The organism is Lentzea sp. NPDC058450 (genome assembly GCF_042721395.1).
Taxonomy (GTDB): domain Bacteria; phylum Actinomycetota; class Actinomycetes; order Mycobacteriales; family Pseudonocardiaceae; genus Lentzea.
Genome location: NZ_JBHXLO010000020.1, coordinates 111714 through 132311 on the forward strand (window position 1 = coordinate 111714; position 20598 = coordinate 132311).

Here is a 20598-nt window from a genome sequence, read left to right on the forward strand (position 1 = left end):
GGCGACGATCATTCCAGCACCGGTGTCAGAAAGGAGAGAAGCCGCGAAACCGGCCTGGCAGGATGACCGCCGTGCTGGACGGACTCGATCAGGTGGACTGGGCGCGACTCTCGCACGCCTACGGACCGGCGGACGACGTGCCCGACCAACTCCGCGGCCTGGTGTCGCCGGACGAGCGGGTGCGGCGGAAAGCCCTGTCCAGCATGTACGCCAACCTCTACCACCAGGGCACGATCTACGAGGCGACCGCCGCCGCGGTCCCGTTCCTGCTGCGGGCGCTGACCGCCCCCGAGTGCGACGAGCAGCCGCAACTGCTGGACTTCCTGAGCGGCATCGTCACCGGGTACGACGGGACGTGGCTGCCCGAGGGGATCCCCGTCGCGCAGCACCGCGCCCAAGCCGTCGGCGGCGACGCTCTGCTGGCCGCCGCGCCCCACCCCGGTGACGACGACTACGACGAGGACGAGGCGGACCTCGCCTACGTCGAGGACCTGGACGAGGAAGACCAGAACCGGCTGTACGCGCACATCTGGGTGCGGGTCTACGACGCCGTCCGCGCCGGCGTCCCGCTCTTCCGCGACCTGCTGACCTGGGAACCGCCGGTGGCCTGCATGGCCGCGTACACCCTGGCCTGGTTCCCCGAGGACGCGGCGGAAAGCCTGCCCGCGCTGGCGAAGGTGACCGGCGGCGACGAGGACGGCGTGGTGGCCGCCACCGCGTCGGTGGCGACGGGCCTGCTCGGCGGCCGCCCCGCCGTCGCCCTCGACGACCCGCGCCCGATCGCCCGCTGGGGCGCCGCCGTCGCGCTGGCCTCCGTCGACGACCTGATCACCGCCACCGCGCTGCCCTCGAGCGACCGCGTCCCGTTCCTCAACGGCGACCTGGCCACCTACGCGGCCAGGGTGCTGCGGCTGGCAGGAGTTCGGGACGCGGACCGGACGTTCGACACGATCCTCGCCCGCATCCCCACCCTCTCCGGCTACAGCGCCCTGCACGTGGTCGGCGAAGCACTCCGCCTGGCGTTCCCCGACGGCCCGGCCGAACGCGAACGGCGCCTCCTGGACGCGCTCGCCGGCTCCCCCGGCACGTGGCTCATCGAGGGGCGGAACTTCGCGAGCTTCATGAACCTGATGGACAGGCACGGCCTGCCCACCTCGCCCGCCGCACTGCGCGACTACGCCTCGACGCGCTGAGCCCCGAGCGTCAACCGGGTCGCCACCACCAGCAGCAACGCGATCACCGCGGTGACGTGGATCGGCGCGGGCCCGAACGTGGCCGCCAGCACCAGCACCGCCCCGACCGGCAGCAGGTACTTGCGAACTCCGTCCTGCCCCGGGCAGTCCTGCACGTACCAGACGAACACGAGGAACACCGCCAACGGCACGGTCGTGAACGCCGCGACCGTCGTTCCGGGCGCGTGCGAGATGTGCAGGTCGTAGTCCACCGAAGCCGCGAGCCCGGCCCCGAGCGCCGCGATCGCGCCGAGGATGAACAGGTGCGCGTACCCCCAGAGGAACGCCTTCTTCAGGTTGTGCAGGTGCGCCGGCGCCTCGAAGTAGATCCACCACACCGAGAAGACGATGATCAGCGACGCGGCCGCCAGCGAGATGAGGTTCTCGCCGCTGTCGAAGCCCTTCTGGAACGCCAGCGTGGCCGCGAGGATCGACTCGCCGAGCACGATCAGCGTGAACAGCCCGTGCCGTTCGGCGATGTGGTGAGGGTGCCAGGTCGTGGCCGACGCGCGTTCCGCCCACGCCGGCACCAGCAGCTCGCAGATCATGAACAGGACCCACAGCGGCACCTGCAGCGCGGGCGGGGCCACCAGCACCCACAACACCCACAGCACCTGCATGAACGCGATGCCACCGGCGTACCGGCGCGTGCAGGCCTTGTGGTCCGGGTTGTCCCTCGACGCCCGCAGCCAGTGCGCCACCATCGCGAGCCGGATGACGACGTAGCCACCCACGACGATCCGGTAGTCCTGGTGCTCGAAGACGGCGGGAATCCCCGCCGCCACCACGAGCACGCCGGCGATCTGCACCATCGTGATGACGCGGTACAGCGTGTCGTCGTTGTCGAACGCGCTCGCGAACCACGTGAAGTTGAGCCACGGCAGCCAGAGCGCGAAGAACGACATGCAGAACGCCAGCAGGCCGGCCCCGGCGTGGTCCTCGGAGATGGCGTGGTGCAACGAGGCGGCGGCCTGGGCGACCGCCACCACGAAGCTCAGGTCGAACAACAGCTCCAACGGCGTCGCGACCCGGTGGGCCTCCGCCGTGTCGCGCGCGAGGAGCTTCCTGATCATCCAGGCACCACCATGATCCGTGATTCGCTGAGGTCCAGTGCGACCTGCGTGCCAGGCTGGTACGCGGACGCGGTGTTGGAGGGCTGGTCGATCCGCAGCACCTGCTCCCCCACCCTCACCGAGATCCGCGTGACCGGCCCGAGGAACGACTGGGTCAGCACGTCGCCCACGATCTTGCCACCGGAGTCGCCGTCGTGCGCGGAGACACCGATGTCCTCCGGACGCACGATCAGGCGGACGTCGCTGCCGGACGGCTGGTCGTGCCCCACCGGCAGGGTCACGCCGTTCACCACGACCGTCTGGCCCTCGGCCTTCGCCTCGACCGAGTTGGTGACGCCGACGAACTGCGCCACGAACGCCGTCTTCGGCTCGCGGTAGACGACCGACGGGGTGTCGAGCTGCTCCAGGCGGCCGTGCGACATCACGCCGACGCGGTCGGAGACGGCGAGCGCCTCCTCCTGGTCGTGCGTGACGAACAGCGTCGTCATGCCGAGCTCGGTCTGGATGCGGCGGATCTCGTCGCGCAGGTTCACGCGCACCTTGGCGTCCAGTGCGGACAGCGGCTCGTCCAGCAGCAGCACGCGCGGCTGGATCGCCAACGCACGTGCCAGCGCGACGCGCTGCTGCTGACCACCCGACATCTGGTGCGGGTACCGGCCGCCGAGGTGCGAGAGGCCGACCAGCTCCAGCAGCTCGCCGGCTTTCCGAGCGTCGGCCTTGCGCATCTTCAGGCCGAACGCGACGTTCTGAGCCGCGGTCATGTTCGGGAACAGGCTGTAGGCCTGGAACACCATGCCCATGTCCCGCTTGTTGGCGGGCACGCGGGTGATGTCCTTGCCGCCCACCGTGACCGTGCCCGAGTCGGACGTCTCGAAGCCCGCCACGATCCGCAGCGCCGTCGTCTTGCCGCAGCCGGACGGGCCGAGCAGCGACACGAGCTCGCCCTCGGCCAGTTCCAGGTCAAGACCGTCCAGCGCGGTGTTGCCGCCGAACGTCTTGCGCAGTCCCTTGAGTTCCAGGTGACCCATGCGTCTACTCCTCGACCACGGTCTGACGGCGCCGCTGGCCGACATAAGAAAGAGCGAACAGAAGGACGAACGCGAACAGCAGGCACAGCAGCGACACCGCGATGGACACACCCGCGTTGCGCTTGCCGAGCAGGTTCACCTGCACCTGCAACGTGTCGAAGTTGAGCAGCGAGGCGATCGTGAACTCACCGAGCACCAGGGCGACCGAGAGCAACGAGGCTCCGATCAGCGCCACCCGGATGTTCGGCACGACGATCTTCCACATCACCGCGATCCACGACGCGCCCAGACTGCGCGCGGCCTCGGACAACGTCTTCAGGTCGATCGCGGAGAGCCCGGCGTCGATCGCGCGGTAGGCGAACGGCAGCACGAGGATCGTGTACGCGAACGTCAACGTCAGCGCCGAGTTGCCGAAGAAGTAGTTCACCCACGCGTACAACGGCGCCATGCCGACGACGAGCACGATCGCGGGAATCGCCAGCGGCAGAAGGCAGAGGAACTCCACGAACCGTTGCAACTGCGGGAGCCGCAACCGGATCCACGCCATGGTCGGCACCAGCAGCACCAGCATCAGCACGGCGGACGTCACCGACAACAGCAACGAGTTGACGAGCGCTTCCATCAGCCCGTCGTCGTCGACGATGGACGTCCACGAGTCCAGGCTGCGCGTGCCGTTGATGCCGCGCGTGGAGAACTCTGCCATCGCGACCAGCGGCAGGACGAAGTAGATGCCGAGGACCAGCAGGACGATCGTGCGCAGGACGCGCTGCTTCACTAGCGAACCCACTTGGCCACCCTCTTCTGCAGCAGCACGTTCACGCCCATCGCGATGCTCACGACGATCACCATGCCGAGGCCGAGCGCCTTGCCGAGGTTCTCCTGGCCCAGCACGACCTCGCCGGTGAGGAACCCGCGGATCTGCAGCGGCACGATCGGGCTGCCCTGCGAAACGAGGGCGGCGGCCGTGGCGTACGCGCTGAAGGCGTTGGCGAACAACAACAAGAGCGCGCCGAGGAACGGCGGCGTGAGGATCGGGCCGCCGACGTGCCGCCAGTACGTCCAGCTCGTGCCGCCGAGCGACGCGTTGGCCTCGCGCCACTGCGGGCGCAGGCCGTCCAGCGCCGGCAGGAACACGATGACCATCAGCGGGATCTGGAAGAACGTGTAGACGAGCGTGAGGCCCGGCAGGTCGAACAGCCACGCGCTGCCGGCGAACAGGTCGATGCCAACGTTGTCACGCAGGAACTTCGTGACCAGACCCTCGAAGCCGACCGTCGCGAGGAACGCGAACGCCAGCGGCACGCCACCGAACTGGGCGAGCACACCGCTACCCGCGACGACGATCCGGCGCAGCATCCCGTCCGGGTTGCCGACCGCGATCGCCCACGTGAGCAGCGCTCCGAAGATCGCGCCGATGACCGCGGTGAGCGCGGAGAGTTCGATGCTGCGCACGAAAGCGTCGAAGACGACACCCGTGAACAGCGCGGAGAGGTTCTCGAACGTGAACGCGCCCGCGGAGTCCTGGAAGGCACCGACGAGCACGAGCACCGTGGGGTAGACGAGGAAGATGCCGACGAACGCGAGGAACGGCACCGCGACGAGCCAAGCCGCCGCAGATGGCCGACCGGCGGCCCCACCCTTCTTGGCAGAAGGAGTGGAGCCGCCGGGCGTCGTCGCTACAGGAGCGACCGCGGTCATCCGATGGCCTGAGCCCACGTCGCGGTCAGGACGGCCTTGGCCTTGTCGGCCTGGGCCTGCGTCTGGAAGACCTGCTTGCCGTCGGTCTTCGGCAGCTTGTCCTTGGCGGCCTTGTCCGCCTTGTCACCCATCTTGTCCAGGCGGACCGGGCGGGACATGCCCTTCAGGTAGAGGTTCTGGCCCTCGTCGGAGTAGAGGAACTCCTGCCACAGGCGCGCCGCCGCGGGGTGCGGGGCGTCCTTGCTGATGGCCTGGTTGTAGTAGCCGCCGATCTGGGCCTCGGCCGGGACGACGACCTTCCAGTCGAGCTTGCCCTTGAGCTTCTCGGTCTGGGCGGCGTTGGTGTAGTCCCAGTCGATGACGACGGGCGTCTGGCCGGACTCGATCGTCGCGGGCGACGGGTCGACCGGCTGGAAGTTGCCGGCGGCCTTGAGCTGCTTGAAGAACTCGACACCGGGGGCGATGTCGTCGGCGGAACCGCCGTTGCCCAGCGCCGCCATCACGACACCGGAGAACGCGGCACCGGCCTGCGTCGGGTCGCCGTTGAGCGCGACCTTGCCCTTGTACTCGGGCTTGAGCAGGTCCTTCACGCTCGTCGGCGCCGGCACCTTGGCGGCGTCGTAGCCGATCGACATGAAGCCGCCGTAGTCACCGTAGTAGGCGCCGTCCGCGTCCTTGAGCTCCGCGGCGATGTCGTCCCAGGTGCTGACCTTGTAGGGGGCGAACAGGTCCTTGTTGGCGAGCGCGACGTTCAGACCGAGGTCGAACACGTCGGGCGCGCGGTCGTTGCCCTTGAGCTGCTTGGCGGCGTTGATCTCCTCCTGGCTGGAGGCGTCCGGCTGGGCCGAGTCGACCTTGATGCCGTACTTGGCCTCGAAGGCCTTGATGATCTCGCCGTAGTTGGCCCAGTCCGGGGGCAGCGCGATGACGTTGAGCTTGCCCTCCTTCTTGGCTTCCTCCACCAGCTTGTCCATGCCACCGAACTCGCTCGCGGACTTGGCGGTCCCGGCGGCACCGGCCGGCGTCTCCTTGGCGGGCGGGGCGCCACAAGCGGCCATCGCCAGCACCAACGCGCCGACACCAATCATCTTCGTGGTGACGTTCCCTCGCTTCAGCACGAGCGGAGGATTGGCTCGGGATGCTTTCGTTGTCAAGCCAGCCGCGCCGGTTGAGACCTTCTCGACTCCAACCGTGAATTCTTGGTGCCTCACGGGTTGCGACTGAATGCTTTCCGAGCTTCGCTCAGGTGTTGGACCGAGATCCCGGTACCGGGATCGACGTGGATGAGCGCGGTGGTCAGGTGCCGTCGCTTGTGGACGAACTCATCGCGACGAGACGGATGCAGACCGAAGTCGTCGTCGAACCACGCAAGGGGCCGTTCCCAGGCGTACCTGGCCACCGCGGGGTACTTCCAGCCGGTTTCGTCATGGAACTCGACCACCTTCAGCTCCGGCAGCCCCACACGTGGTCCGATCTCGGCGTTCGCGCGGTGCAGCCACGTCGTGGCCCACGCGAGTTCGGCGCCGGTATCTTCCGCCAGCTGTCTCAATTGGCGACCGTGGCCGGGGTCGAGCCAGACGCGGAGTTTCCGGCGCCGGCCGACCTCGCGCTCTGGCCGAAAAGGCGAGCGGCCCGGCCGGTCCTTCCCTAACCTCGATCCATGAGACGCCTCGCGCTGTTCGCGCTCCTCTGCCTCACGCTGGCGGGCTGCGGCGTGATCGGCGACGTCGCCGACCTCCAGGCACGCCTCACCGACGCGGGGTTCAGCGGCGTCTCCACCAACCACAGCTCCACCAACGGCACCGACCGCGTGGACGTCAGCGCGACCGCGCTGGACGAGACGAAGACCCCCGACGACATCGCCGAGATCGTCTGGGACACCTACCCGCGCCACGTCGACCAGCTGTCCGTGTCCCTGAACGGCACGTACGGCAACTACACCGAGGAGGAGCTGCGGGCGACGTTCGGCGAGCGGGCGGTCACCGAGAAGGCCGACGACGACGCCGACGTGGGCCGCACGATCGTCACGTGGCTCATCGTGGCCGCGGTCGTGTTCGTGCTGTTCGTCATCGGCATGATCGTCCTGATCGTGTTCCTCGTGCGCCGCACACGCCGTCGCCGGATGCCACCGCCGCAGTTCTACCCGTACCAGTAGTCGAAAACGCGCGCTTCTGTTCGTATAGGCGACATGCTCACCGACGAAGAGATCGCCTACCTGCGCGAACAGCCCCTGGCCCGGCTCGCCACGATCAACGAGGACGGCTCGCCGGACGTGGTGCCGCTGGCGTTCGAGTACGACGGCACCCACTTCTGGGTCGGGGGCGTCGGCGAGCAGGTCCTGCACACCCGCAAGTTCCGCAACATCACCGCCGGCCGCCGCCAGGTGTCGCTGGTCGTGGACGACCTGGTGTCGCTCACCCCGTTCGTCGCCCGCGCGATCCGCGTCTACGGCACCGCGGACGACCCGGCGCAGCGGGTCGGCCTGATGGGCCCCGGCCTCTACAGCCGCATCACGCCGACCCGTGCCTGGGCGTGGAACATGGCGGGCGAGCCGCCCGGCGAGACCTGGTACGAGCCTCGCCGCTCATGACGCCCGGCGCGTCGAGCACACCGCCGTCGCCGACCCCCACCGCGCCCCGTACACGAGACCCGGCAGCAGCCGCCGGAACCGGAGGTGGATCTCCCCCGCCCGGTCCACGGTCCGCTGCATCCCGGTCGGCTCCGCGTCGGACCGCAGCACGCCGTCGAACGCCCGCACCAAACGCTTGCGGTCGTGCTCGAAGCGCACCCGCAGGTCGAACACCTCGCACGGCCGTTCGGGCACGTGCAGCACGCACGGGTGCATCGCGTCGCGGTGCGACAGGCGGTACCGCAACGCGAAGTCGTGCGTCACCCCGCGCGCCAGCGGTTCGGCCGGCACGAGCGTGAACCCCGGCCGGTCGGCGTCGGAGCGGTCCCGCAGCGTGCCGCCGTAGAGCAGGTGCACGTCGACGTCGCGGCGGCGCACCGGGAAGACCGAGGCGAAGTCCAGCGACTCGACGCCGTCCTGGTCGACCACGACCTGGTAGCGCTCGATCACCTCCGGCTGTCCCTGGTCGAGCACGACGGCGACGCTCAGCTCCGCGGTGTGCCAGCTGCCGTCGGTGCGCGGCGCCGTCGTGGCCGCGAGCTCGGCGAGCTGGTCGACGGCCTCGTCCACGCGGCGGCGCACGGTGCGCGAGTCGCGGTCGATCCGCGCGGCCACCCACGTGACGCGTTCCTGGTAGAGCGGCTGGCGGACGTCGGGGATCAGGCCGAACGCCGCGCGCGCCGCGAACTGCAGGTCGTCGGGCAGCTGCTCGACCAGCTCGGTCAGCCTGGTGACGAGCTTCTGCTTCGCCGCCACCGACCCGTCGGCGCTGGTGATCCCGCAGGCGGCGGCGAGCGACGGGCCGATGCGGTCCACGATCCGGCCCGCGTGCACACCCCGTCCCTTGCGCAGCGTCTTCAGCTCCCTGACCAGGTTCATCATCATCTCCGGTCTCCTCTCCCGTGCGGCGCGGGCAGCGTGCGGCGGGCATGTGGACGAGAAGTGGACACGTCGTGGATCGGTCACACGTGCTCCGGTCGCCGGACCGTCCGCGCGACCGAAGAGGCCAGCGCGTTGCCCAGCCGGACGCCGTCGCTGCCGAGGAAGACCCTCGACGTGCCGATGCGGCCGAGGGTGGGCTGGTCGACGGCGCCGAGCCCGAACGCGATCATCTCCGGGCACGCCGCGGTCGCCGTCAGCCGTGCCAGGGCGACGGGCCACGCCGGATCGGTCGGCCTGCCGTCGGACACGAAGAACAGCATCGGGCGACGCACCCGCACGCGTTCTGACTTGAGCGCACTCACATCTCTCTCTATGACGGTCCGCAGCAACGTGAACGCGGAACCGAAGTCGGAACCCGATTCCTGGCGCGGTCGAATATCGGTCGCCGGATCGAGCGCGGGCCGCAACGGCCGCACCACGAGAGGGCTGTCCGCGAACACCACCACGCACAGCCTGATCTGCGCGGGAGCACGCCGGTCCGCGTGCACCACGCCGCGGAACTCGCGCAGGCCCGCGTTGACCTCGTCGATGTGGTCGCTCATCGAGAACGACACGTCGCACACCAGGTAGCACGGCAACACATCGGGTTCCATGACGTGCACCGTTACGGAATCGCGTTGATCAAACGTGGACAAAAAGCTGATTCGATGACACACCAACGGGGCATTGCGCGACATTCCCCCCGAGACCGAGGCTTCAGACCAGGAGGCAGCGTGGAATTTCGAATGCTGGGACCACTGGAGGCGTGGCACGACCACACCGCCGTACCGTTGGGGGACCAGCAACAACGCTTCATCCTCGTAGTACTGCTGTTCAACGCGAACAGACCTGTGTCACCCGAACGCATCACCGAGGTCGTCTGGCCCGAGCAGCCGGAACGCCGGACGCTGGTGCGCGGATACATCAACAAGCTGCGCAAGGCGTTCGACGGGACCGACGCGGAGATCGAGCGGACCCCCACCGGCTACGTGCTGCGCGTCGACGAGGACGCCATCGACGTCCTGCGCTTCGAACGCCTGCGCACCGCCGCGGCCCTCGCGCAGCGGGACAACGACCAGCGCCAGGCCGTCGACCTGCTGCGCGAGGCGGTGGCGTTGTGGCGCGGCGACTTCCTCGCGGACATCGACATCGACAGGGTCGGCGGCGCCGACGTCATCCTGCCGGACGAGACGTACCTCGACGCGCTCGGCGACCTCGCCGAACTGGAGCTGCTCTCCGGTGACCACCGCTCCGCCCGCGACCGCATGCGCCGCGCCGTGCGCACGGCCCCGGAGAACCAGAAGTACGCGGAACTGCTGATGCGGGCGCTGATCGCGGGCAGCGACCGGGCGGGCGCGATCAAGGCGTTCGACGCCGCCTCCGCCGCACTCGCCGGGCTGGGACTCGAGCCGGGAACCGTGCTGCGCAACCTCGCGGAACGCGCCCGGCGAGGCGAACCGGGCAGCTCGCTGCCGTCCCGTCCCGGCGGGTTCACCGGCCGCGCGGAGGAGCTCGCCACGATCGCGACGGCCGCCGCGGGATCGGACGAACGGCGCGCCGTGTGGATCAGCGGCCCGCCCGGCGTCGGCAAGACGGGCCTGGCCGTGGAGTCGGCGCACCAGCTGCGCCACCGGTTCCCGGACGGGCAGCTCCTGGTGCGGCTCAACGGTTTCACCCCCGGCCTGGCACCGCTGTCGGTCTCCGAGGCGCTGACCCACCTGCTGACCGAGCTCGGCGTGCCCGCCGAGCAGATCCCGGACACGGTGGGGCGCAAGGCCACCGTCTACCAGACCCACCTCTACGGCACGAAGACGCTGGTGGTGCTGGACAACGCGGTGTCACCGGACCAGATCCGGCCGTTGCTGCCGGAGAACCCGGACTGCTTCGCGATCGTCACGAGCCGCAGGATGGGCGAGCCGGACATCTCCGAGCACGTGCGGCTCGCGCCGTTGCCCGCGGAGGACGCCTCGGCGTTGTTCCAGCGGCTCATCGGCCCGTCGGAGCGGGTGCGCGCGAAGTCGGCGGACGTGGCGGGGCTCGTCGCGCGGTGCGGCTACCTGCCGGTGTCGATCACGGTCGCGGCGGCCATGCTGCGCAAGCACGACCGGTGGTCGCTCGACTACCTGCTCGGCCAGCTCGACGAGACCGGTCCGTGGCAGGGCGACGGCGCCGCCGTCCACGCCTCCTACCGGCAGCTCGACACCGACCAGCAACAGGTCTTCCGCCTGTTCGGCCACCTGCCGGGACCCGACGTCGAGCTCGTCGGCGCCGCCGCTCTGATCGGCCGCGACATCGCTGTCACCCGCAGGCTGCTGCACGACCTGCACGAGGTGTGCCTGCTCGAAGAGGTCGCGCCGGAGCGTTACCAGATGCTGGACTCCATCAAGGAGTTCGCCTCGCTCGAACCCCCGGCCGCGGGCGCGTTGGAGCGGCTGCTGGACTTCTACCTCGTGACGCTGGCGGACGCCGTGCGCGTCGCGTACCCGTTCGACAGCGCCGCCCTGCCCGCCGTCGAGCTCACGAGCCCGCGGGCGCTGAGGTTCACCGGCGAGGCCGAGGCGCTGGCGTGGATCACCGCCGAACGCGACAACCTGATGGCCGCCATCAGCCAGGCGGGCCCCGATCGCGGATGGCTGCTCGCCTCGTTGATCTGGCGGTACTTCAACACCGCCAACAGGCTCGACGACTGGATCGAGGCCGTCAGTCCGGTGCAGCCGAAGGACGACCACGGCCGCGCCCACGTGTCGTACCGCCTGTCGTTCGCCCACTGCCGACGTGGCCGGCACGCCATGGCCCGTGAACTCGCCGAACAGGCGCTGGCGAGCTGGACGCGCGTGGGTGACGTGGCCGGTGAAGCTGCGGCGCTGCTCGCGATCGGTCTGCCGACGATGCAACTCGGCGCGCACGACGACGCCTTGGAGGTGTTCGAAGCGGCGCGGGAGAAGTACGAGCAGTGCGGCGACCTGCGCGGCCAGGCGCACGCGCTGAGCTCGCTCGGCTACCTCAACGAACTGCACGGCAGGTACGTGGTCGCGGTGCGGCAGCAGGAGGCCGCAGCGGGATTCCTGCGGCAGGTCGGGCACCACCAGGGACTCGCCCACGCGCTGAACAATCTCGGCGCGAACCTGCAACACCTCGGGAAGTTCGACGAGGCCATCCCCCACCACCTGGAGGCGCACGAGATCGCGGTCGAGATCGAAGACGACTGCGTGGCCGCCTTCGCGTTGACCAACATCGCGGACGCCCACCGGCTCGCCGGCCGGTTCCCCGAGGCGATGCACCACCACGACCTGGCAGACCAGGCCGCCGCAGGACTCAACGACCTGATCCTGCGGGGAGGTCTCCTGCGCGACCGGGCCGCCACGGAAAGGGACCGCGGCAACCTCGGCGTGGCACTGCGGCTCTACCGGTCGTTGCTGGATCTGGCGAAGGACACCGGCGACCGCACGCACGAGTCCGACGCCGAGATCGGTGCCGCACGAACGTTGCACGCCATGGGAGAGCACGGGCGGGCCGCGCCCCATTGGGACGCGGCCGAAGCGGTGTTCCGCGAGCTGGGCCAGCCGGAGGCCGAGGAGGTGCGGCAGGAACGGGAGGCGCTGACGTGCGGGTGCGGTCAGCGGTGACTGAGCTGTCGCTTCAGCTCGGGGTAGATCTCGCGCACGGCGCCGTGGCTGTGCCAGCGGCCCAGGGTTCTGGCGAGCTGCCGCAGGTCGGTCCGCACGGTCGCGGAGTCGACGTGGGCCGCGTCGTCCAGGGCCGCGGCGAGCGTGCGGCAGCTCTCGTCGACCTCTCCCGACAACGCGAGGGCGAGTGACCGCCGCACGCGGAACCGGGCGAGCGTGCGCCGTGACGTGGCCGGCACCAGGGCGAGCTGGCGGTCCAGCAGGTCCGCGGCCTCGGCGTTGAGCCCGAGGTCGGACAGCGCCCACCCCCTGGCGAGTTCCAGGGGGTCGGGCGCGGTCGACCCGAGCACCGGGTACGGACCGTCCACAACGGACTCCATCCGGCCGGCGGCGAGATCGAACGCGCGTTCCGCGGCGGTGCGGTCGCCCGCGAGCGCGTGGCCCTGCGCCTCCCTCCGCGCGGCCAGGGCGAGGATGCGCGATCCCGCCCGTCCGATCCACTGCGCCTGCTGGGCGAGGTTGATCGTGGCGGGCGCGTCCTGCCGGTAGAGCGCGATGCCCGCCTCCCGCACGAACGCGTAGCTCGCGATGTCCGGATCTCCCGCGGCCCGGGAGAGTTCGGACGCGTGCCGGGTCCAGGACAGCGCGCCCTGCTCGTCGCCCGCCTCCTGGCACATCCAGCCGGTGTACTCGGCGATGCGCGCGGCGAGCCGCAGGAGCCGGTCGCCCACGGGCCCGGAGCTCTCCCGCGCGAGGCCGTGCACCGTCTGCTGCAGGGCGTGCAACGGATCGAGCACCACCTGCGGACTGGCACGCAACCCGATGCCCCGCAACTGCTCGAACGACGTGCGCATCCCGGCGATCACCTGTTCGTCCGGCACCGTGCGCGCGCCGCCGGTGAACGCGCCGACACCGAGCATCGTTCCGGCCACCAGCACCTGGCGCCGGCCCAGCCCCCGGACGTCGCGCGGGGACGGTCCCGCGGTGGCGGCCTCGACCAGCAGGCCACCGACGTCGAGCACGCCGTCGCAGAGCCGCGCGATCGTCGGCGTGGGCGGTTTGAGATCGTTCTCGATCTTGCTGAGATAGCCCTTGCTGTAATGGATCAGCTTGGCCAGCTGACCCATCGACAACCCGGCCGCGACGCGGTGCGCGCGCAGCAACTCACCAAAACTCTCGGACACGATTGCCTCCCGCTCCGACGTCCACCGAGTACATCATCCAGAGTGTTCCACCGCAATCGCCCCGGCCTTTTCCAAGAAATGGCCGGGGCGCATTCGCGTCAGCTCAGCCGAACCACGGGTTGCCGTGGCCGTCCTGGGTCTCCGTGGTGGTCGTCGTGGGAGGCGGCGGCGGGGTGTCGTCCGCGTTGGCCGCGACGCCACCGGAAAGGGAGGCGGCGACCGCCAGTGCGGTCACCAGGGTGGCGCCACCCGCGACGAAACTGGACACGATTTTGGACATGGCGAATCTCCCGAAGGTGTTCGGAATTGATTTCCGGATTTCGCTCGCCATTTGCGAGCACCCTTCGAGCATTCGTCTTCGAAAAGCCCCGAACCAGGTGTTTCCCGTTGCCCACCGAAGTGGTCAACACGTCCACTCCTCATCCACTTCTGGTCGACACCGGTCGTGAACGCTCCGCGCACCCGGCCGCCGGCCGGCTATCCGCGAGGAGGGTGGAGTGATCGAATCCGCGACCTACGACATCGCCGTGTCGTTCGCCGAGGACCAGCGCGCCGTGGCAGCAGAGGTGGCACGGGCGTGCCGCGAACGAGGCCTCACCGTGCTGGAGGGCAACGACCCGCCGCCGGCTCAGGTGCGCTTCATCGTCCCGTTCGTGTCCACAGTGGACGAGGTGCGCAACGGCGACGGGCACGTCCTGCCCGTCCTGACCGGCGACGAGCCGGACAACCCGCACGTGGCCTACCTGCGCGCCGACGAGCACCTGGTCGACATCCTGGTGTCCCGCGTGGAGGCCGCCGAAACCGAGGGCCGCGACCGCGTCACCGTGGGCAGTGCGGACGCCGCGGAGGCCGACAGCACCGCGGACAGCGGGGACGCCGGCAGCACCTCGCTGCGTCGCCTGGCCGAACAGTTCGCCGCCGCGCCCGCCACCCTCACCCAGCGCGGCCTGTCCGGCACGGTGCACCTCGCCGGCAGCACCATCACCGTGAGCGTCGACCGCACCGACAACGCGGTCTACGCGGTGGAGGTCCGCGACGACGCCCCGGTGAACTTCGTCGTCCTGGGAGACGTCCAGCTCCCCGCGCTGTGGCAACGAATCGAGACCATGCTCTCGTCGCTCTGACGCAAAAAAGGGCGGTGTCCCCCAGTCCGGGGGACACCGCCCTTGCTCATTTCCTGGCTCTCTCCACCACTTCCTCCAGCCGCAACGGGCTGGGCGGGTGATGACTGAGGCACAACGGCGCCAGCATCCGCCGGAACCCGAACCCGTCCCCCGTGACGTAGAACTGCCCGCGCTCCAACCGCGAGATGTCCGCGATCGAACTCCCCTTGGCCCGAGCCATCTCCGTCGCCGCGGCGATCTGCGCCGGACTGTTCAACCGCCCGAAGAACTGCGTGGTCGCATTCCCCGTGACCTGGTTGTGCACGCCCTTCGGCGCCTGAGTGGCCAACACCAGCCCCAACCCGTACTTGCGTGCCTGCGACGCCAGCAGAATCGTCGTCTGCGTACTGGCCGTGGCCTGCCCGGAAGGCGCGATCGTCTGCGCCTCGTCCATCACCATCAGCCCACCGAGCGGCCGGTCACTGGCGGGATTCCTCTTGATCCAGGCGAACACCTCCAGCTGCAACTGGCTGATGAACCCCTGCCGCTGCTCGTCGGACGGCAACCCGACGAAGCTGATGACGGAGATCCGCGCCTTCTTCCCCTGCCGCGGCTGGAACAACTCACCGGGATCGGTCGGTTCCCCTTCTCCCGCGAGCAGGGGGTCGTTGACGGTGGCCGCCCGCAGCGTCTCCGCGAGGTCGGCCGCCGTGGCCTCCGCCGAGTGCAGCTTGCTGACACCCTCCGGCAGTTCGGCGAGCAGGTCCACGAACCCGTTGAGGTCCCGCCGGTCCTTGCGCGCGTAGTACCGCAACGCCTCCTTGAGCACGGCCCGCGCCCGCACCGCGAACTTCGTCCCGGTGCCGATGCGGGCGTGCGGCACCAACCGGGCCACCGCGGCCTCGATGGCGGCCCCGAACTCGTCCTCATCCCCGCGCACCGAAGCGAAATCAGGCAGAGGGTGAAAACTCAGCGGGCGCCCACCGGCCCGTCCCGGCGTCCACACCACGACCTCGGTGCCGGCGAGGTACTCGGCGGCCAGCGCCGCGTCCCCGTCCCGCCAGTCCCCCGGCGCCTGCGGCCAGGCATCACCCAGCCGCGCCAGGTCGTTGTTGGGATCCAGCACGATCGCCGAGACCCCTTGCACCGCACACTCTTCGACGATCCGCCGCAGCAGCACCGTCTTCCCGCTCCCCGACCCCGCGAACACGATCACGTGCTTGCGCAACGACTCCAGCTCGATCCGGACCTCCCCGTCCATCCCGAGCACGATCGCACCGTCCCGCGGCGGCGGCCGGGTCTCCTGGTGCCCCGCCGCCGTCCGCTCCTGGTCGGGCAGCACCGAGCGCAGGAAGGTCGTGGCGCTGGCGGGTTTCCGCGCCACCAGCCACGCCAGCAGCTGGTGCGTGTGCACCGCGCAGATCTCCTTGAGGGCGCTGAACGTCCGCAGGTCGTCGTCCGTGATGTCGACGCACCGCCCACCCGCCTCCTCCAGCTCGGCCACCTGCCGCCGCGTCACCGCCCCGGTCCATCCCTTGGCGCCGTTGCGAATGATGACGAGATGCCGTCCCCTCGCACCGTGCGACCCCTCGGCCGCGGCACGGGCGTCCCGCAGCTTCCGCAGCACCCGGTTCCCGTGACTGCTGGCGATGAACCGCAACCCCCACCGCTCCTGCGTGTCCAGCTCCTCGTTGACCGTGAGCCGCAGGCCGGCGTGCAGCCCCATGTCGTCCGAATGGGGTTCCGGATGCCACCTCAGCTCGTCGTTGCCCACCTCCGTGATCCACGACTTCAGCCCGGCCAGCAACAACGCCGGCACGACCTCGTCCTCGTTGTGCGGCCGGATGTCCGCCGCGGCGATCCCGGCCGTCTTCCTGAGGTGCGCGAACCGCGCGTCGAACTCGGCCAGGTAGTCCGGCTCGGGCCCGGCGACGGGTGCCGGCGCGACCTCGGCCTGCCGGTCCTCGTCGAACGACGTGAGCTCCCTGATGTCCCCGTACAAACAGGCCTCGGCGTGCTGGTGCACCCGCTTGAGCAGCTGCCGCGGCGTGCGGGAGGACCAGTTCGCCGGTTCGAACGCACTCGGTGCCACGGGCCAGGTCGGGTGCGGCGGCACGATGCCGTTGCGCTGGTACATGACGCCGAGCCACTTCTCCAGCAACCGCTTACCCAGTACGGGATCCGCGATCGACGCGAGGATCGGTGTGGTGGTGAAGCGGTCCTCGACGGTGTCGCTCGCGATCGACTTCAGCAGCTTCCACGTGTTCGGCAGGCAAGCCACCACGGTGATCGTCCGCCGGGTGGTCTCGCGCAGCTGCATCAGCCCGTCCGCGATCTCGGCGATCTCCTGCACCAGCTCGGGGTTCGTCACCGCCTCCCCGGTCACGTCCTGCCCCTTGTTCACCAGCGTGTCCAGCTGGTCGACGGCGATCACGCACGGCCCCGTCATCGCGAGCACCCGCGAGATGTCCCTGACCAGCGTGCGCGACGGGTTGGCCTCGACCGGCAGCCCCCAGCGCCGCCGCTCGTCGCTCGACTCGTCCACGCCCTTCAGGTAGGACCTGCCGACGTCGGAGTACTCCGACGCGTACAGCACGAGCGCCCGGATCGCGTCCCCGCACTCGACGGCGATCCGGCTGTCCACCCTCCGCAGCGCGTGCAGGAACGTCCGGAGGTGTTCGGGCGTCAGCTGCGCCTCCCCCGTCACCGCCCGCGCAACGTCCGCGGACACGTCGGCTCCCCTGCACAGCTGCGTCAGCAACACGGCGAGCTGGATGTCGCCCGCGTCGTTCGCGCGCCGGAGCTCGCTGCGCATGGCGTCGGCGATGTCGTCCCAGAACGCCTTGCCGGACGTGACCTCGACCAGGAAGAAGTAGCCGCCGTGCTCCTGGACCGTGCTGCGCACCGACCCGAGCAGGTGCGTCTTGCCGACGCCCTTCTCGCCCTGCAGCACCAGCCCGCCGATGCTAGGCCCGGCGCTCGCCCTGGCGTCCGCGATCCCGGCTCTCAGGCGATGTTCGGCCCTGGTGTGCAATCCCTCGACGTGGAAGGGCGAGGCGTGCCACACGTCGTCGGGTGTCTCGGCGGAGTTGAAGCGCACGACCGCCAACGCCTCGCGCAGATGCTCGGTCATGACTCCTCGATCGCCAGCAGGTGCTTGTCCTCGTCGCCGATGCGGATCGCGGCCTGGTGGTCCTCCTCCGTCAGCACCTTGCGGTTCGAGTCGGGAACCAGGTGGGCGTCACCACCCTTGACCATCTTCAGCAGCGTCTCGTCGACCTCGTCGCGTCCTGCGTCGAGCCGTGGCCGCAGCTTCGCGAGCCGTACCCAGTCCTGGTAGCCGTCGCCCAGCTCCAGGTAGACGCCCCGGATCACGTCCTCCAGGTCCTGCTGCGTCCGCACCGCCTCGGCGAGCGACCCCCGGCCGTTCAGGAACCGCAGCACCCGCTTCAACACGGCGGCCTGCACCCTCGCGAGCGGTCCCCGCACCGACGTCTCCCCCTCCATGAGGTCGTTCAGGCACCAGGCGGTGCCCTTGTCCGTGATGCGGTGGACGTACCTGCGTCCCTCCTTGACCGTCTCGATGAGACCGTCCTCGTTGAGGGCCTCCCGGTCGTCCTTGCCGAGCTCGATCTTGTACTGCTTCAGCAGCTCGACGTTGGGGATCATCCGATCCTCCAGCATCAGCTGGACCAGTGCCGCCCTGGCGCTGGGTGCGTACGTCTCCGGCATCACGCCGCCCTTTCAGTCGGTGAACGCGGTGATTCGTCGCTCGATGCGGGCGAGCAACGCGCTCGCCTCGCCGCGCAACCGGGCAGGCACCTCGGCGCCCGACCCGTTGCGATGGGGTTTGCTGAGCAGCAGCAGGTCGGCGGACCGGTCCCGCAGCAGCTCCATGTCGCCGTCGTCCAGCGCCCCGGCCATCCCCCGGACCGTCTCCTCGACCAGCGCGAACCGCCCGGCGTACGGCAGCTGCTCCGGCAGTTCCCTCAGCGCGGCCTCGGCGTTCAGCAGCGCCTCGTGATCGGGTTCGGTCTCGGCCGCGGGCGTGGACTTGATGAGGTCGTGCAACGCCCGTGCGACGCGCACGGGCCTGATGGCCGGGTCGAACTCCAGGTGCTGGAGGCTGCGCAGGAAGCCGGGCAGCCGGTCGCGGTCCGTGCCGCGGGTGAGCAGGCAGAACATCTGCCGCTGGGCGCCGTCCGGGCCGAGCGTGCGGCGCACGAACCGTTCCGCCTCGGTCAGCTGCCAGCGGCTCAGCTCGTCGGCCACCACCAGGCACAGGTGCTCGGCGACGTCCTCCGCCTGGTCGAGGATCTCAGGATCACCGGATACCGACCGATCCACCGTGATGCCCAGCAACCGCAGCTCGGTGATCAACGCTGTGCTGGTGGGCCACAACGTCCGAGGGCTCGACACCAGCAGGTCCAGGTCGAACTTGCGGCGCTGGAAACGGGCGGCGGTCACGTAGGCGTCGCGGTTGTCGGTGAGCAGGTCGGTCCGGTCGAACTCCTGCGCGATCACCGCGGCGACCGTCTCCAGGGCGTAGGAGATCTGGTCGGACGACGGCTGCAGCTCCTCCAGCACCGGCAGCAGCTCGCCGAAGCTCCAGTAGGAGATGTAGGGGACGGTGACGTGCCGCAGCATCTGCTCCGGGGTCACCGACTTGACCAGCCAGTTGCGGAACAGCGGCGTGACGACCTCGGCGCACTTCTTCTGCCACGTCTCGGCGCGTTCGTACTCCATGCGGTTGTCGAGCCGGGACAGCACCGGCATCACCTGGTGCCGCGGCCGGTCGTAGGGCAGGCGGTCCCTGGCCTTGTCGGCGAGGCGCGCGATGCCCACGACGTCGTTGAGGTTCTGGTCGTTCGCGGTGAACACGACGACGAGGCGGTCCGGCAACTGGGCCGTGCAGATGCTCGCGATGTCCGAGACGCCGGTGCGGCTGTCGATCAGGACGAAGTCGTACTTGGCGGTCCACTCCTCGCGGTACTCCTCCAGGTGGGCCGCGAACCCCCTGCGGTACAGCTCCTCCCAGTCGAGCGCCTGCATCCGGCGCGCGTAGGAGTCGTCGAGGCCGTGTTCGTCCACGCCGCCGGCCGCGATGAGGTCGAGAACGCCGTCGACCTGGACCCGGACCTCGTGCGCACTCGGCGTCCGCACGCCGTTGAGGAACTCCTGGGCGATGTCGACGACCCCGCTGCGCGGCTTCTGGGCGAGGTGCGGTCCGAAGTAGAGGTGCAGACCGGGCGCTTCGAGGTCCCAGTCGACGACGAGCACGCGATATCCCCAGCGCGCGAGCAGGACCGCGGTGTTGGCCAGGGTGAAACTGCGCCCGACGCCACCTTTGTAGGAGTAGAACGTGATCACGGTTCCGGTCATCACTCGAACCTCGGTAACGGGGGCGGCGGGATGATCACGGGATTCGGCCGTTCGACGATCGGCCAGTCAGGACTCCACGGCGGCACCTGCTTCGCCAGCTGCACCAGATCACGCGCCAGCACCCGCACCTGACGACAGAATGCGAGGTAGTCGACGGAGTCCTGATAAACCGCCTCCGCGTACGCGTATTCCTTGAAGTCCTGCCAGGAACGCATTCGCCCGATGTCCGGGAAGTTCTCGGAATCCGCGTAGAGGATCGGGTAGATGAGCCCCTGGGAGATGTCCGCGCCGGCCAGGCCGAGCATCGCCTCGCGCTGGTGCATGCTCTCCAGCTCCGCCATGCACCACTCGGACTCGAAGTACGGCGGCGTCAGCAGCTGGATCATGATCTTGCTGTGGCGCAGCGAGTTCTCCAGGTTGTGCGCCCACTCCACGGCCCGCGGCATGGTGCGGTCCATGTACACCCGCGGCGCCGGAGCGCACTCGTCAGCGAGGTACTCGACGAGCTTCTTGTAGAAGTGCGTCAACAGCCACTTCTGCACAGTGCCTTTGCGGCTGTAGCTGATGAAGAAATCGTACTTGTAGGACACAGCGCATCACGGTAGATGCGACCACACCGTCGATAAAAGACAAAAAAGTGGGCATTTTCGGGGGTTCGGACCAAAAAATGGACAATAACTGGGCGGACAACTGCCCCTTGTCCCCGAACAGCAAGAAGCCCC

Annotated in this window: 19 protein-coding genes; 5 read left to right on the top strand and 14 right to left on the bottom strand. The window is 69.5% G+C overall.

Annotation, left to right across the window (positions count from 1 at the left end; genetic code table 11):
- The first annotated feature begins 62 nt into the window (after positions 1-62).
- Complete coding sequence (locus tag ACFWNN_RS28435; protein ID WP_382442993.1) at positions 63-1193, top strand: hypothetical protein; 1131 nt, start codon at positions 63-65, stop codon at positions 1191-1193.
- Here ACFWNN_RS28435 and ACFWNN_RS28440 read toward each other — a convergent pair.
- The 6 genes from ACFWNN_RS28440 to ACFWNN_RS28465 form a co-directional block, all read right to left on the bottom strand.
- On the bottom strand, positions 1175-2305 hold the full coding sequence (locus ACFWNN_RS28440; protein ID WP_382442994.1) for a low temperature requirement protein A: 1131 nt from the start codon (positions 2303-2305) through the stop codon (positions 1175-1177). The two genes, ACFWNN_RS28435 and ACFWNN_RS28440, sit on opposite strands and share 19 nt — an antisense overlap.
- Positions 2302-3333, bottom strand: coding sequence for an ABC transporter ATP-binding protein (locus tag ACFWNN_RS28445; RefSeq protein WP_382442995.1), 1032 nt, complete (start codon positions 3331-3333; stop codon positions 2302-2304). The genes ACFWNN_RS28440 and ACFWNN_RS28445 overlap by 4 nt, the downstream gene beginning before the upstream one ends.
- Before the next feature lie 4 nt (positions 3334-3337).
- The gene (locus ACFWNN_RS28450) at positions 3338-4120 is read right to left on the bottom strand and encodes an ABC transporter permease (protein WP_382442996.1); all 783 of its coding nucleotides are present in this window, start codon (positions 4118-4120) and stop codon (positions 3338-3340) included.
- A complete protein-coding gene (locus tag ACFWNN_RS28455) occupies positions 4108-4926 on the bottom strand; it encodes an ABC transporter permease (protein ID WP_382442997.1) in 819 nt (272 codons plus the stop codon). Before ACFWNN_RS28455 ends, ACFWNN_RS28450 begins: the two co-directional genes overlap by 13 nt.
- A 101-nt stretch (positions 4927-5027) precedes the next feature.
- Positions 5028-6149 (bottom strand): ABC transporter substrate-binding protein, encoded by a 1122-nt coding sequence (locus ACFWNN_RS28460; RefSeq protein WP_382442998.1) that lies wholly within the window; start codon positions 6147-6149, stop codon positions 5028-5030.
- 89 nt (positions 6150-6238) lie between these two features.
- Positions 6239-6580, bottom strand: coding sequence for a hypothetical protein (locus ACFWNN_RS28465; protein ID WP_382442999.1), 342 nt, complete (start codon positions 6578-6580; stop codon positions 6239-6241).
- A gap of 111 nt (positions 6581-6691) precedes the next feature.
- On the opposite strand from ACFWNN_RS28465, the gene ACFWNN_RS28470 reads away from it, so the two are divergent.
- Entirely contained in the window at positions 6692-7186 is a 495-nt protein-coding gene (locus ACFWNN_RS28470; RefSeq protein ID WP_382443000.1) for a hypothetical protein, read from the top strand.
- 33 nt (positions 7187-7219) lie between these two features.
- The gene (locus ACFWNN_RS28475) at positions 7220-7621 is read left to right on the top strand and encodes a PPOX class F420-dependent oxidoreductase (RefSeq protein WP_382443001.1); all 402 of its coding nucleotides are present in this window, start codon (positions 7220-7222) and stop codon (positions 7619-7621) included.
- Here the strand turns inward: ACFWNN_RS28475 and ACFWNN_RS28480 are convergent.
- Together ACFWNN_RS28480 and ACFWNN_RS28485 are read right to left on the bottom strand one after the other, a co-directional pair.
- Complete coding sequence (locus tag ACFWNN_RS28480) at positions 7616-8545, bottom strand: hypothetical protein (protein ID WP_382443002.1); 930 nt, start codon at positions 8543-8545, stop codon at positions 7616-7618. The genes ACFWNN_RS28475 and ACFWNN_RS28480 overlap by 6 nt on opposite strands.
- 77 nt (positions 8546-8622) lie before the next feature.
- Positions 8623-9195, bottom strand: a complete 573-nt coding sequence (locus tag ACFWNN_RS28485; RefSeq protein WP_382443003.1) for a hypothetical protein — start codon at positions 9193-9195, stop codon at positions 8623-8625.
- A 132-nt stretch (positions 9196-9327) separates the two neighbouring features.
- Between ACFWNN_RS28485 and ACFWNN_RS28490 the strand changes: the two genes are divergently transcribed.
- Positions 9328-12207 carry a tetratricopeptide repeat protein gene (locus ACFWNN_RS28490; RefSeq protein ID WP_382443004.1) on the top strand — a complete coding sequence of 960 codons (2880 nt, stop codon included), beginning with the start codon at positions 9328-9330 and terminating at the stop codon, positions 12205-12207.
- Here the strand turns inward: ACFWNN_RS28490 and ACFWNN_RS28495 are convergent.
- Positions 12198-13391 carry a helix-turn-helix domain-containing protein gene (locus ACFWNN_RS28495; RefSeq protein ID WP_382443005.1) on the bottom strand — a complete coding sequence of 398 codons (1194 nt, stop codon included), beginning with the start codon at positions 13389-13391 and terminating at the stop codon, positions 12198-12200. The genes ACFWNN_RS28490 and ACFWNN_RS28495 overlap by 10 nt on opposite strands.
- A gap of 103 nt (positions 13392-13494) precedes the next feature.
- The gene (locus ACFWNN_RS28500) at positions 13495-13671 is read right to left on the bottom strand and encodes a hypothetical protein (protein WP_382443006.1); all 177 of its coding nucleotides are present in this window, start codon (positions 13669-13671) and stop codon (positions 13495-13497) included.
- Positions 13672-13888: 217 nt separating this feature from the next.
- On the opposite strand from ACFWNN_RS28500, the gene ACFWNN_RS28505 reads away from it, so the two are divergent.
- Entirely contained in the window at positions 13889-14515 is a 627-nt protein-coding gene (locus tag ACFWNN_RS28505) for a hypothetical protein (protein WP_382443007.1), read from the top strand.
- Positions 14516-14561: 46 nt separating this feature from the next.
- Here the strand turns inward: ACFWNN_RS28505 and ACFWNN_RS28510 are convergent, their stop codons facing one another.
- Genes ACFWNN_RS28510 through ACFWNN_RS28525 form a run of 4 tightly spaced genes read right to left on the bottom strand, consistent with a single transcriptional unit; the run spans position 14562 to position 20466 of the window.
- Complete coding sequence (locus ACFWNN_RS28510) at positions 14562-17627, bottom strand: helicase HerA domain-containing protein (RefSeq protein ID WP_382443008.1); 3066 nt, start codon at positions 17625-17627, stop codon at positions 14562-14564.
- Positions 17624-18226 (bottom strand): hypothetical protein, encoded by a 603-nt coding sequence (locus tag ACFWNN_RS28515; protein ID WP_382443009.1) that lies wholly within the window; start codon positions 18224-18226, stop codon positions 17624-17626. The genes ACFWNN_RS28510 and ACFWNN_RS28515 overlap by 4 nt, the downstream gene beginning before the upstream one ends.
- Before the next feature lie 12 nt (positions 18227-18238).
- Entirely contained in the window at positions 18239-19876 is a 1638-nt protein-coding gene (locus ACFWNN_RS28520; protein WP_382443010.1) for a KGGVGR-motif variant AAA ATPase, read from the bottom strand.
- Positions 19876-20466: a TIR domain-containing protein gene (locus ACFWNN_RS28525; protein WP_382443011.1), complete on the bottom strand. Its 591-nt coding sequence runs from the start codon at positions 20464-20466 to the stop codon at positions 19876-19878. Before ACFWNN_RS28525 ends, ACFWNN_RS28520 begins: the two co-directional genes overlap by 1 nt.
- Positions 20467-20598 lie beyond the last annotated feature (132 nt).